Origin of the sequence: Methylobacterium nigriterrae, assembly GCF_037106235.1 — a bacterium.
GTDB classification, from domain to species: domain Bacteria; phylum Pseudomonadota; class Alphaproteobacteria; order Rhizobiales; family Beijerinckiaceae; genus Methylobacterium; species Methylobacterium nigriterrae.
Genome location: NZ_JBAWTG010000147.1, coordinates 1 through 11,164 on the forward strand (window position 1 = coordinate 1; position 11,164 = coordinate 11,164).

The window sequence follows — 11,164 nt, forward strand, 5'->3', positions numbered from 1 at the left end:
CGCCCTTGGAGCCGCCGGCCGAATGCAGTGTCATCGCGGGATCGGCGGCCTCAACGGGCAAGCGCCAAGCTCGAATGCCGTTTCCTTGCGCGAGGTTGACTCAGGACGGGCGCGGATGGCTTGGCCGCTTTAGGTTTTGTTAGGGTTTGGCGCAGGAAAGATGCACTCCGCAGAGCGAGTCTTGCCATCTTGCTATATTACTCGATGGCAGTATTACGAAATGGCCTCGACGCAGTCGTCGGTTTCGTCGTACCGCCCTCACCTTCTCGACAGGTTCCTGCTCAGGGCGAGTGGGGAGCGCACGCTTCGGTCCAGATGCGGGGCTGCCGGGTGCAGGCCGTCCTTCCGGCATAGCGCCCAAGCCTTGATGCGGTGAGATCGCAGCAGTGGGCGCCAGCGTATGACTCGTGGCAGGCGTGGCTACGATATTGCTCTATGGCTGGGTTGCCATGTTGCCCTCTTTCGATCTTGCGATCTGCTCGTAACCGTATTTCTCAAACACCAGGTCCATGCCCTCTTCGAGCAGGGCCTGGATCGTGGTGTCGCGGTCAGTCGCAAGGTGCTTGAGCTGCCGGTAGGCTTCCTTGTTGGCCCAGGCCGTGAATGCGCGCTTGCCAATGCGGTACGCGGCCTTCTTGGGTGCCGCGGGCTCGGCAACCGGCTCCGGCGCCTTGGGCTCCGTGATCAGCGAGTCCAGGGAGAGTGACTTCTTTGCCATATTACCCTGTTGCGATGTTACTGAATTACGTTCTTACGCAATTGCTGGATTGAGAGCTTTCATGTCAAGCTCGCGCCGCATCCATGTGAACAGGGAGCGGAACTCATCGGCCGACTTCGCTTCGGCATCGGTCAGTCCCTCCAGCTCCATCACGGTCTCACCAGAGATGCCGGAGGACGGAATGATGCCCTTCATGTGGATCGCCCCCATCCATGCGGGAATGCTCGCCTTCTTCAGAAGGCTGTAGGCTTCTGCCTTGGGGCGAGGGGTGTTCGTTGGGCATTGGCTCAGGACGACAAAATGCGGGACCCTCCGGTCCTGGAGCATGGAGACCGTTCCCTTGATGGCCCTAAAGTCGTCTGGCGTCGGGCGCATTGGCACGAGCACGAGATCGCACAGCTTGGCGACGTTCGTCGGGATCGGGCTCGAATGCCCCTGCGTATCCACGATCAGGAGGTCGGCACCTGCCGCCTCGATACGCTTGAACGCCTGCTCAATCCGATCCGGATTGGTACCGTACTCCGTGATGACGTGAGGCTCCTTGTTCCTGGCCTCACCCCAATCCCGCAGCGTCCCTTGCGGGTCAGTGTCCAAAATGACGGTCGAGAAGTCCGCTTGGTCGGCCGCCACCGCGAGATGGCGAGCGAGGGTGCTCTTTCCGCTGCCCCCCTTGGCGGTGATGATGCCAACTTTCTTCATTGCTGTATTACTCTCTTACCTCGTTGCCCGCATGCCTGGTTGCGAACCAGCTGGATTGAAGGATTGAGAGCAATCCTTAACGAAAGGTTAAATTCGCCCATCGGATCTCATGCGGCCGCGCTCTCTGCATTTGCCCGTCCGCAATCTCGGCATGAGCAAGACCCTGCATGACCTCACGCCGGAGCACTGGCAGTTCGTGCTGGCGAACGTCGAGGCGAAGATGCGCATGCGTGGCGTCGAGCCACCTGCGGGCCGGCAGAAGCAGCCTTCTCGAAAGTCTTGGGCAGAGCGGATCGCAAGGGACGTGAGGAATTGAAGCCGGGGCTATCTTTCGAGTGCGGATCCGAGCCACCGGCCTTTGGCTGGCTCCGTGATGCTGACGACCCTGCGACGTGCGGCGTTAGTATCGCCGGAGTTCACCTGGAGGGGTTCAGCATGCCTGATGCACCCATTGTTCGCGTCCCTCCCGACAAGCCCAATCTGCCGCCGGAGTGGATACAGGCTGCCGAGCTTGCAGCCCACAACCTCGGCTTCGGCAAGACACTCGCTACTCTGAGCCCGGAGCACTGGCAGCTTGTGCTGGCCAGCGTCACGGATCGCATGCGGCTGCGCGGCGCGTCGCTCCCGCTCGGATGGCGACGCACGCTCGCGCGGCAGGTTGGGCGCGGGACGGGAGATCAGACAGCCGCGCATATCGTGGCGCTGCGAGCGAAGCGGGAGGAAATCGCGGCACACGTGGCGCGCGAACTCGGGCTCGGTGAGTTGGCCTCGCTCAGTTCCGCAGACCGGGCCGCGGTCGACCAGCAGACCGACGAAACTATCGCGGGATGCAGTCCCGATGCGCCTGAGCCGGCCGATTGCTCGGATGCGGACCGGACAATGCGCCGGCTGCTTTCCGAGCATCGCGCTCTCAAGGAGTTGAAGGCTGACGAAGCCAACGTCCGCTTGGCCGAGGAGGGCGAGGTCTTCGCCCCCGAAGACGATGCCTGAGGCGTTGCCCGCCCTTGCAGAAGTTCCGGCTGCCGGACTGCCAGCTGAGGCCATCGCTCTCGTCACAGCCTACCAGCGCGCCTCGAAGGCCGAGGCGACCGTGCGGGCCTATCGCGGGGATGAGGCGCTCTTTGAGGCGTGGTGCGTCCGGTACGGCTTCCGGTCGATGCTAGCTTCGCCCGAGGCGGTCGCCGGCTTCCTCGTCCATGAAGCGGAGGCGGGAAGGGCGACCTCGACCATCGGCCGGCGCTGCGCCGCGATCCGCTACGCCCACCGATGCGCACGTTCTCTGGTCCCACTACTCGTCGCACGGACGAGGTAATGAGACCCAAGTTTCAAGGCTTCTTTTGAAACCGAAGCCCTGCTTGCGGCCACGCCCAAACCGGCGCCATGCGCCAGAGTCTCAGAAAGGGTCGTTTTTGCAGCGGGGTTCAAAAAGAAGCCCCGCGCAAGCGTCGGAGTGGCGGGGCGAGATGGAGGTTAGCGCGACAGGGTGGAAGGCCCGCCGCGCAGCCCTTCTATCGCCAGCCTCCGGGCTGTGCCATCCGACATTTGCGGGACATCGCGCGTTCAACTAGCGGGCCCGCTCAGCTCATCGGAGAGGCGGCCCTGCCCACTCGGCAGGTGGCGGCAAACAGCCGAGAGCCGGCGGTTCTGGTCGAAACTCCCGGGACGCGGCCGGCGCCTATTCGTTGCCGGTTTTGCTCTGGATGGTTCCCTCACCGGCGGTTCGGTTTGAGTGATCAAGCCGGCCTGGAGATCAGGGCCAGCCGCGACACGGCCGGACATTTCACCTGGGCTATTCGTAGTCGCGGCAAGCTGTTTCGCCACTCCGATGGGCCATGCCTATTGGAACGTGGGCTCGGAGCGCCTGACCGGGGCGCTTCTGGATCGTCTGACCCACCACGTGCACCTGCTTGAGATGAACGGGGAAAGCTACCGGCTCCGCACCAGTAAGCAGCGGCGTCAAGCGATCCTGTCGGCCGACCACCAGCACTCAGACTAAACTCACAGCGCGCCGTGGCTATGCGGGCTCGCCTGAGGGAAGATTACTCCGCCCCTTGCGCCTAATTTACTCCGCCGTTGACATGAGCCCTGCACTGAATGCGCGACCGTTCCTGTGTGCTCTTCACGCCAGAGTTTGCGACAAGTCCACCCTACGTGGTCGTTTCCTTCGCGGCACCCCGGGCGCGATACATCATTGCCGCGGATTCCGGCTTCAGCACGCGACGGATCATACGAAACACGGAGGGGAAGTGCCAACGCAGCCAGGTCTTCACGGCGCTGAGCCAGTCCGGCAGGTCTGCGACATTGGGTGCATCGAAGAACCTCTCGAGCCCCGCCACGCGCGCGGCCTCGAAGAAATGATGACTGTAATGGACGCGATGCGGCGCATTCCAGGGCTTCACCGACGTCGTGTAGTGGATCAGCTGGGGATTGGCGCGCAGGGTGGCATAGGTCGCCGGGCTGAGTCCGAGGAAGCTCGCCGGCACGTCGGCGCAGCGCGGTTGGAAATTCCAGCCGAGGTCGAGGAAACGTACCTGTCCGCGCAGCACGACGTTGAGCGCATCCTGATCCGCGAACTGCAGTTTCTGACCGTGTTCGGCGAGATAGGTGAGGAGGCGGGCCTCGCAGTCTGCCGCGCGCCAGGCAGGCATATTGATCAGCAGCATGCCAGAATTGAAGTACGGCTCATCGGAGCGGAAACCGATCGCCTCCCGGTCCAAGACGAAGTGGTCCTGCACCGCACCCACGACATATCTGTCGAGCGGTGTCGCCCAAAGCTCGCGCAGATCGGAGCGGACTACGATATCGGCGTCGAGGTAAAGGAGGCGGGTATGGCGCGGGTCGACAAATTGGCCCGCGAGGATGCGCGTGTAGGCACTCCTGCTGATGTGCCGCGTGACTGGAAACGCCGCGAACAAGCCCGCATCGAAGTCCTTGTAGATGACACGACAGGACGGGTGCTTGGCAGTGACGCCCTCGAAGATGGCCTCCGAGGCCTTCGGATCACAATCGAAGCCTGCGATGTAGACCTCGAACGCGGAGTGCGGGTTACTCGCGAGAATTGAGCTAAGCGCGACACCGGCCTGGCCTAAATAGGCCGTGTCGACGCAAAACAGGATGCAGATCAGGTCCGCGGGTCGATCGAGGCTGGGTGCTGCCAATGTCGTACTCATCGAATCCTCTGCACTGGCGCCATCTCAAGGCGCTTGGAATTTTTTGGTTCCGGCAATTTCTCTTTAATCGGAGGCCCCATTCCTCTGTGCGAACGCACGATGCAAGTGAGCAGCCACTCTGGGTGTTGACCTGCCTTGTCAGCCCTATCGTCCTTGATAAACGCACTCACGCGAGCCGGGCAGCTCCAGGTCTGTGCGCGTCGACGAGACCGCCCCTAGGCCTACCGGTTATGATCACCGCCAATTGGTATTAGATGACGCATGATCGCTACTCCTGCTTTGCGCTAGACAACAGTAACATTAAATGTGCCAGATCGTATCAAGATAGAAATACGCATTGCCGTTTGAGAACAGCTGCGCAGTATCGGCAGTGTTCCAGCCGCTAGTGTTGTTGGCTGCCGATCCTGCAACGGTATGGCCGTTCAGTGTCAGTTGTTCGACGTAGAGGTTGCGGTCGGTAGCCGCAGTCCCGCCGTAGAGGTCGTTGATAAACTCGACCGTAACCTTGTTCGGATTAGCGCTGAAGGCGCCCTGGATAGCGATATCGTCGTGCGCACCGCTCGCATGAGCGGCATGCGCGCTGTAGACACCTCCGACCTGCTGGTCATCCACCTTGACGATAAACTGCGGGTCACCCTCATAGCTGTCGCCAGAGACGCGCAGTGTTAGCAAATTCTGCCGCGGCGTAGCGAAGTTGAAGACGGCATTGCCGTTTGAGAACAGCTGCGCAGTATCGGCAGTGTTCCAGCCGCTAGTGTTGTTGGCTGCCGATCCTGCAACGGTATGGCCGTTCAGTGTCAGTTGTTCGACGTAGAGGTTGCGGTCGGTAGCCGCAGTCCCGCCGTAGAGGTCGTTGATAAACTCGACCGTAACCTTGTTCGGATTAGCGCTGAAGGCGCCCTGGATAGCGATATCGTCGTGCGCACCGCTCGCATGAGCGGCATGCGCGCTGTAGACACCTCCGACCTGCTGGTCATCCACCTTGACGATAAACTGCGGGTCACCCTCATAGCTGTCGCCAGAGACGCGGATCACGAGTGTACCGCCGGCCTTTGCCGCAGCTGCACCGGTAATGGTGATCGTCTCCGTCTGATGGACGGTATTCCTTTGACCATCGGCGATGTCATAGCCAAGGACGATCGTTTGCTGTGTGCCTGCTGGAAATGGAGCGAAAGCTGGATCAGCCGGATTGACGGTGACGCAATGCTGAGTTGGATCGTAGATGATCCCTGCAGGCGCCACTGCCGACGGAGTTGTGCCGTCAACGCTGTAGGTGAGATTAGCGAGCACAAGAGTGTCGCCAATGTCCGGGTCAGAGGCGCCCGACAGAAGATCGAAGCTGGCCGGGGGTGAATTAACCGTCACGCTTCCCGTCAGCGGCCCTGCAACGGTGGGGGGGTGATTGAGAGTGCCGAAGGTCTGCTGGAAGACAGCCCCCGCCTCAGGAAACTGACCGCTGTCGAGTTTGCCGGCGTAGGAGCCGTCGGTGTAATCCCAGTAGCTCTGGTAGAGCATGTTGTGCTGCGTGAACCATTGCCCGGCCTTCTGGAAGAAGGGGCCGGCATCGGACGAGCTGGTTCCCCATTCCGAGATGGCCGTCGGCTTGCCGTGCGCGGCCGCGAAATCCTGCTGCCATTGCAGGCCACTCGACCGTGTGACCAGCGAGTTCCAAGCCCCAACCGGGTCGGTGCCTTCCCATTGGGTGTTCCAGTAGAAGTCCATGCCAATCACGTCGACGTAGGCGTCACCCGGATAGGCGTCGGCTGGATGGACGAACCAATCGTTGCCGACGTTGGGCGTCCATTCGAATTTGAAGCGGTCGGAGACGGACCTGAACGTGTCGACGAACTGCTGGAACGCGCCCACGAACGCCTGTTCGTGTCCCTGCGCCGACCACGGGAACCACGTCCCGTTCATTTCCCAGCCGGTCCGGATGTAAATGGGTTCCGTTCCGGGTGTCGTCGCAGCGATCGCTTGGGCCGCCTTCAGGTAGTGCTCGTTGTAGCTGCCGGTTGCAGCAGCGTCGAGATTGCCGTCATACCAGGTCGTGAGCGGCACGGACCACTCAACCGATATTCCAGTATTTTGCCACAAGCAGGTGGCCCAAGGAATTGAATTGTCGAACTCTGCCCAGCTGCTCTGGTTCAGAAAGGCAGAGGCGAGGTCGACGGGCCGGCCGAGCCAGGTTTCGAATGCCTTAACGTCCTCAGGAGAAGTTCCAGCGTAAACTCCAAGTGCTGTCAATCGTTAATTCCTTTTCTCTTGAATATTCTATATTTCATAACTGAGCTGACGAGGGGGAAGGTTAAGCGATCGTGCGCAGAAACTCCCGCATCAAGTCTGGGCGGCTGCGCGCGTAGCGCGCGAGCATGCGAATGCGGGTTGCGCCTGAGTGCGAGGGATGAGGCACTCACCCCAGAGGAGGTGAGCGCAATCGGTTTGCAGCCGGACCGCGTCACAGCGCTGTGATGACCCGAGATCGAGCACACACGGGACAGCCGCCCCGTGATGCGCCCAGTTGCATCTCAAGCCGCCTTGGCTAGCGCCCTCTCTGAAGCACGATCAACGGCCCTGACCACCTGCTCGGGCGCGAGGTGGTGGATCATGTGGCCCATGCCCAGAACGACGCCCGCCTTCGCGGCGTCAGCGACCTTGTCGCTCTGCTCGGACTGCTTGCCTTGATTGGAATTTTGGTTGAACGCCATCTCGGGCCCCTTCCCTGTAGATTATGAATTCAGGGCTCTACGATGAGACGATAAGCATATTTAACTTGAACATCGAAAAACATTGCTGCGTCTATCCGATCTTCTATCGCATCGCACCTAAATTACATCTCAAGGATTTTCTTTCAACCCCCGTAGATGGATTTTGGCTTAATTCATTCATTGAGGAATTTTATCAAGCGCCAGGCCCAATGCGCAAGCTTTTGATTGCGCTGCGCAATACCCGTCCGGGGGGTCGTCGGGTACATCCCCTGGCGAACCCCTCATGGATCGCTCGGGGAGCGGGTTTCTTCGAGGCGTCATCGGTCCGAGCGGAGCCCGTGGCCTGAGTCTGATTTGCTGCTCGCGTTTTGGGCGTTACGGAACCGGGCAGCCCACAGCGTGGCCACCCGATCGAGCTACGTAGCCGACCAAAATGATTGTCCCGGCGCGAGCGGCTACCCATCTCGGCGCCCATCATGACCGCTGACGAGTATCGCTCTGCCCTCAAGCAGTTGGACCTCACGCAGGTTGCTGCTGCGGCCTTTCTCGGGATCGAGGAAGTTACGTCACGGCGCTGGGCGACGGGCAAGTCACGCGTTCACGGCGCGGCCGAGAAGCTGTTACGCCTGATGATCGCGATGAGGCTCACGCCCGAGCAGGTATCCAAGTGCCTGGACGATCAGCCCGCTGGCCGCGTCAAAGCCTCGGGCGCGGCTTCGGCGTCGGCACCTCGACAAGCTGGCCCGTGAGCGGATTGAGGATGACCATGACGCCCTCCTGAACTCGTGCGAGTGACGAGTTCGCAGACCTAAACGGGCGAAATCGCGACTGTTTCCCGGATGTAATCCGACGTGGTTAGGGCCCTCTTAACCCTCGGCGGTGACCTTCCCGCTGCCTGTCGCGAACTGTCCTGTCGGCAGCAGGTACCCCGCCGGCCTTCGGAGCGGCCGGCGGAGTCTTCCTCCCTCCGTTGAAGGCTCGCAACTGACGTCCGGCCCACGACGTTAGGGGCCGGAATTTCTGGGGCTCTCGATGAACGACCACGTTGCGGAAGAAGGGAATTGGGCGCGGATCCAACGTGTTGCCCTGGCGCTCCTCTTGGCGAGCCCCATGGTCGTGGGCTTCGGCTGGACCCTGCGGCTCTGGTAAGCAGCGGCTCGTCCGCTCATGCCCGCAGGTCATGGAACAGGTAGTAGCCGGTCAGCCGCATCGCCTCGCTGGCGGCCTCAGGCTGGAAGCCGGGCGGCGGCTCCGTCGTCGTCGCGATGCCGCCAAAGTCCCAGGTCTCGCCATTGACGAACGTGGGCACAGGTCGATCCTGGCGCACGGCGCAGCGCAGGGCCGGTTTTCGCTTGCGGCGAAAGACATTGTAGGCCGCCGAGCGCGCCTGCATTCCATTCTCCGTCTGTGATGAGGTGCTGGGCGGCCCGTAGAGCACGCGGGAAGCCGGGGCGCGCACACCTACGGCAATGCTCATCGGATTGGCATTGCGGCAGACGGACTCGCTTGCCGTTCCGGGAGCCCGACCTAGTCGGGAACACCGACCGCGACGCCGGCACCTTGGGAAGGAAGTCGGGTGCGGCCGGTGCCTGCACCCTGATCGCTCGGCAGGGCGCACGACAATGCTGCGCCCGGCGGCACGGGCCGGCAATCACTTACGGCAAGCTGGCGGGAGCGAAGGCGGTGGAGCACGCCCACCCCAGCAGAAAGCGGCTCCTAGGCTCCAGAAATCCCGCTCGGCGCTTGCTCCGGGCCGCCCACCCAGCCGTGAATAATCTGGAGAAGATGCCGTTATGTCAGCGACAAAGCAGGAATTCGTGCCTCTGTTCCAAATGTATAGCCGGCAAGCTAGAAAGGGGCAGCCCCTTCTGGGAACATCGAACCATGTTTTCTGCTTTTGATGAATTCGTATTGCGCTCAGCGGGCCAAATCGCGGGCCGTAACGCACTTTTCGATAAGATCGCTGTAAAAGTGAGCGATATCAGCAGTGTCAAAATGCTGCCGCTCGTTATTTTGCTCGCATACATCTGGTTCGAGAGAGCTGACGATCTGCGACGCCGCGCGTGCGTGCTGGGCGCCGTTGCAGGAATGTTGCTGGCCGGAACAGTGTCGCGCCTGAGCCAAAACCTTCTGCCCGCACGCCCGCGCCCCATGCATGCCGGCGATCCCGCCTTTGTGGCACCGATCAGCCAGAACACCGAAGCTTTGGAAAACTGGAGTTCATTCCCGAGCGATCATGCCGCCGTGGTATTTGCCCTTTCGACAGCGGTCTGGTGCCTGTCTCGGCGGCTCGGAGCGGTTTGCTACGCGTGGTCGGTCCTGATGATCTGTCTGCCGCGCGTCTACACGGGCTACCATTACGCGAGCGACCTCCTAGCCGGCGCGGCCATCGGCATCGCCGCGGCGCTTGTTGTGCACGCTACCCTGCCAATGAAGGCCATAGCAGTCCGGCTGAACCAGCTCGCCACACGGCACCCTGGCCCGTTCTACGCGGCCTCGTTCCTGCTGCTGTTTCAATTTGCCACGATGTTTAACGACGTTCGGATGGTGTTCCGGGGCCTGTTCAAGGAGCTGTGAGACCCGGCCATGTGATGTCCAGCGATCCGTTTAGATGAGACTGTGGTGTCTAAGGATCATCCCTGGCCTTGGCGTTAGCCGGGGCTTTTCATTGACTCAGGAAGCTCCGGGACGGCCGCGAGCGTGTTCCGGCCCCCTGACACCGAGCCGGACGGCTGAGCTCGAACTGGGTCAGCCGTCCATGCTCGCCGCCGCTGAGGGGCGTGCAGGATCTTCGTGCTGATACGGCGAGGCTAGAGCCACAAAGCCGACCACGAGAAAGATGAAGAGGATGATGAAGAAGGCCACGATGGCCTCGCGCACCTCGTTCGGATATTTGTCGCTGTAGGCGTGGATCAGGACGCAGCCGAGCGTAAACACGGCCGCGAGCGAAATGGCGAGGGTCAAGTCCCGCACGCTGCGCCTAAAGTCCTTGGGGCCGGCGCGCAGGGGCGCACTGTCGCCATCACATCTTCCGGTCTCGCTCGGGTATGTTCCGCAGCAACTGCCCTGGGTTGCCCTCTCAGGCGGTGGCTCTCGACGGCAGGGTTCGCCATCGTGACGGTGATCGGCTCGGGATCGTCAGTCTCGGCGGGCTTGGCCGGCGGCTGCGCAGGCATGGGACGATCGGTTCCGGTCATACGACGCGCTGCCTCGGCGCTTGCTGAGGGCTACCACCTTCATTAGTGGCCGCTGTCCCGCCCTTGAGCGGCTCAGGACAGAGTTGCCTGACAGCGCAATCTACAAGCAGCTGCTCGGAATGCCGTGGGAATGAAGTAGTACGCAGTTTACGGTCAAATCCTATTGCTCACTGCAGCAATTCGGTGCGCGCTCCAGCGTGCGGTAGCTCATCGAGGTTGGTATCAACAATTTGATATTCAATTACTTGGTCGACTTGGTTGCAAAGACCTCAAAATCTAAGTAATTTTGCCTAGAGGCAGCGCATCTATCACAGCTTTTGAGCGTTACTCATTACAGTTTTCTAGCTTCGCGGCGGCCATGGCGCTCCGGTCCTCATCGATGTCGGCGATGCAGGTAAGGTCCACCACGTAGGCCACCGGATCGTCGCCCTCGCGCTCCCGCTGCAGGGACATCGCGGAGAGCCTTCGTGAAAGCTCGCTGCTCGCGACGGAATCCCTGTCCCGCAGTTCCATCCCGCGGAACACAATTACGGCACCAGGCACGAGCTTAGGAATTAAGGCGCAATGCCGCGGAGTCTGGAAAACGACGGGACACTGCTGGCGAATTCCGGTGGGCGTCGTGCTGGGTGTAGGCTGGCGGTCCCGCTCGGAGGCCGCCGATGTCGCTCCGGCCGC

The 11,164-nt window shown here is 61.4% G+C and carries 14 protein-coding genes and 1 pseudogene; 7 read left to right on the forward strand and 8 right to left on the reverse strand.

Translation table 11 applies throughout. The features are described from left to right. Positions 1-433: 433 nt before the first annotated feature. On the reverse strand, positions 434-718 hold the full coding sequence (locus WDW90_RS31585; protein ID WP_336491531.1) for a ribbon-helix-helix domain-containing protein: 285 nt from the start codon (positions 716-718) through the stop codon (positions 434-436). A gap of 33 nt (positions 719-751) precedes the next feature. Continuing rightward, on the reverse strand, positions 752-1,417 hold the full coding sequence (locus WDW90_RS31590; protein WP_336491532.1) for a nucleotide-binding protein: 666 nt from the start codon (positions 1,415-1,417) through the stop codon (positions 752-754). 151 nt (positions 1,418-1,568) lie between these two features. Between WDW90_RS31590 and WDW90_RS31595 the strand changes: the two genes are divergently transcribed. The 4 genes and pseudogenes from WDW90_RS31595 to WDW90_RS31610 form a co-directional block, all read left to right on the forward strand. Continuing rightward, positions 1,569-1,733, forward strand: a complete 165-nt coding sequence (locus tag WDW90_RS31595) for a hypothetical protein (protein ID WP_336491533.1) — start codon at positions 1,569-1,571, stop codon at positions 1,731-1,733. Beyond that, a complete protein-coding gene (locus WDW90_RS31600) occupies positions 1,730-2,407 on the forward strand; it encodes a hypothetical protein (RefSeq protein WP_336491534.1) in 678 nt (225 codons plus the stop codon). Before WDW90_RS31595 ends, WDW90_RS31600 begins: the two co-directional genes overlap by 4 nt. A gap of 4 nt (positions 2,408-2,411) precedes the next feature. Then, positions 2,412-2,729, forward strand: a complete 318-nt coding sequence (locus WDW90_RS31605; protein ID WP_336491536.1) for a hypothetical protein — start codon at positions 2,412-2,414, stop codon at positions 2,727-2,729. A 534-nt stretch (positions 2,730-3,263) separates the two neighbouring features. After that, positions 3,264-3,413, forward strand: a pseudogene (locus tag WDW90_RS31610) (ATP-binding protein); the annotation flags it as partial. 151 nt (positions 3,414-3,564) lie between these two features. On the opposite strand, the gene WDW90_RS31615 reads toward WDW90_RS31610, so the two are convergent. The 3 genes from WDW90_RS31615 to WDW90_RS31625 all read right to left on the reverse strand — a co-directional run bounded on the left by WDW90_RS31615 (position 3,565) and on the right by WDW90_RS31625 (position 7,292). Then, the gene (locus WDW90_RS31615; protein WP_336491537.1) at positions 3,565-4,587 is read right to left on the reverse strand and encodes a glycosyltransferase family 8 protein; all 1,023 of its coding nucleotides are present in this window, start codon (positions 4,585-4,587) and stop codon (positions 3,565-3,567) included. A gap of 300 nt (positions 4,588-4,887) precedes the next feature. Then, entirely contained in the window at positions 4,888-6,645 is a 1,758-nt protein-coding gene (locus WDW90_RS31620; protein WP_336491538.1) for a carbohydrate-binding domain-containing protein, read from the reverse strand. A gap of 467 nt (positions 6,646-7,112) precedes the next feature. Then, positions 7,113-7,292 (reverse strand): hypothetical protein, encoded by a 180-nt coding sequence (locus WDW90_RS31625; protein WP_336491540.1) that lies wholly within the window; start codon positions 7,290-7,292, stop codon positions 7,113-7,115. Positions 7,293-7,357: 65 nt separating this feature from the next. Here WDW90_RS31625 and WDW90_RS31630 point away from each other — a divergent pair, with 65 nt between their 5' ends. Together WDW90_RS31630 and WDW90_RS31635 are read left to right on the forward strand one after the other, a co-directional pair. Beyond that, positions 7,358-7,639 carry a hypothetical protein gene (locus WDW90_RS31630; protein WP_336491542.1) on the forward strand — a complete coding sequence of 94 codons (282 nt, stop codon included), beginning with the start codon at positions 7,358-7,360 and terminating at the stop codon, positions 7,637-7,639. 129 nt (positions 7,640-7,768) lie between these two features. Continuing rightward, the gene (locus WDW90_RS31635) at positions 7,769-8,041 is read left to right on the forward strand and encodes a helix-turn-helix domain-containing protein (protein ID WP_336491543.1); all 273 of its coding nucleotides are present in this window, start codon (positions 7,769-7,771) and stop codon (positions 8,039-8,041) included. 416 nt (positions 8,042-8,457) lie between these two features. Here WDW90_RS31635 and WDW90_RS31640 read toward each other — a convergent pair whose 3' ends face one another. Continuing rightward, positions 8,458-8,685 carry a hypothetical protein gene (locus tag WDW90_RS31640; protein WP_336491544.1) on the reverse strand — a complete coding sequence of 76 codons (228 nt, stop codon included), beginning with the start codon at positions 8,683-8,685 and terminating at the stop codon, positions 8,458-8,460. Positions 8,686-9,176: 491 nt separating this feature from the next. Here WDW90_RS31640 and WDW90_RS31645 point away from each other — a divergent pair, with 491 nt between their 5' ends. Beyond that, complete coding sequence (locus WDW90_RS31645; RefSeq protein ID WP_336491545.1) at positions 9,177-9,869, forward strand: phosphatase PAP2 family protein; 693 nt, start codon at positions 9,177-9,179, stop codon at positions 9,867-9,869. 171 nt (positions 9,870-10,040) lie between these two features. Here the strand turns inward: WDW90_RS31645 and WDW90_RS31650 are convergent, their stop codons facing one another. Beyond that, positions 10,041-10,256, reverse strand: coding sequence for a hypothetical protein (locus WDW90_RS31650; RefSeq protein WP_336491546.1), 216 nt, complete (start codon positions 10,254-10,256; stop codon positions 10,041-10,043). 557 nt (positions 10,257-10,813) lie between these two features. Then, positions 10,814-11,164: hypothetical protein (locus tag WDW90_RS31655; RefSeq protein ID WP_336491548.1), on the reverse strand; the 351-nt coding region annotated here is incomplete at its 5' end.

Bases quoted from the DNA above. Each gene is read 5' to 3' on its own strand.
- WDW90_RS31585 (WP_336491531.1), bottom strand. From the start codon at position 718: ATGGCAAAGAAGTCACTCTCCCTGGACTCGCTGATCACGGAGCCCAAG.
- WDW90_RS31590 (WP_336491532.1), bottom strand. From the start codon at position 1,417: ATGAAGAAAGTTGGCATCATCACCGCCAAGGGGGGCAGCGGAAAGAGC.
- WDW90_RS31595 (WP_336491533.1), top strand. From the start codon at position 1,569: ATGAGCAAGACCCTGCATGACCTCACGCCGGAGCACTGGCAGTTCGTG.
- WDW90_RS31615 (WP_336491537.1), bottom strand. From the start codon at position 4,587: ATGAGTACGACATTGGCAGCACCCAGCCTCGATCGACCCGCGGACCTG.
- WDW90_RS31625 (WP_336491540.1), bottom strand. From the start codon at position 7,292: ATGGCGTTCAACCAAAATTCCAATCAAGGCAAGCAGTCCGAGCAGAGC.
- WDW90_RS31635 (WP_336491543.1), top strand. From the start codon at position 7,769: ATGACCGCTGACGAGTATCGCTCTGCCCTCAAGCAGTTGGACCTCACG.
- WDW90_RS31640 (WP_336491544.1), bottom strand. From the start codon at position 8,685: ATGCAGGCGCGCTCGGCGGCCTACAATGTCTTTCGCCGCAAGCGAAAA.
- WDW90_RS31645 (WP_336491545.1), top strand. From the start codon at position 9,177: ATGTTTTCTGCTTTTGATGAATTCGTATTGCGCTCAGCGGGCCAAATC.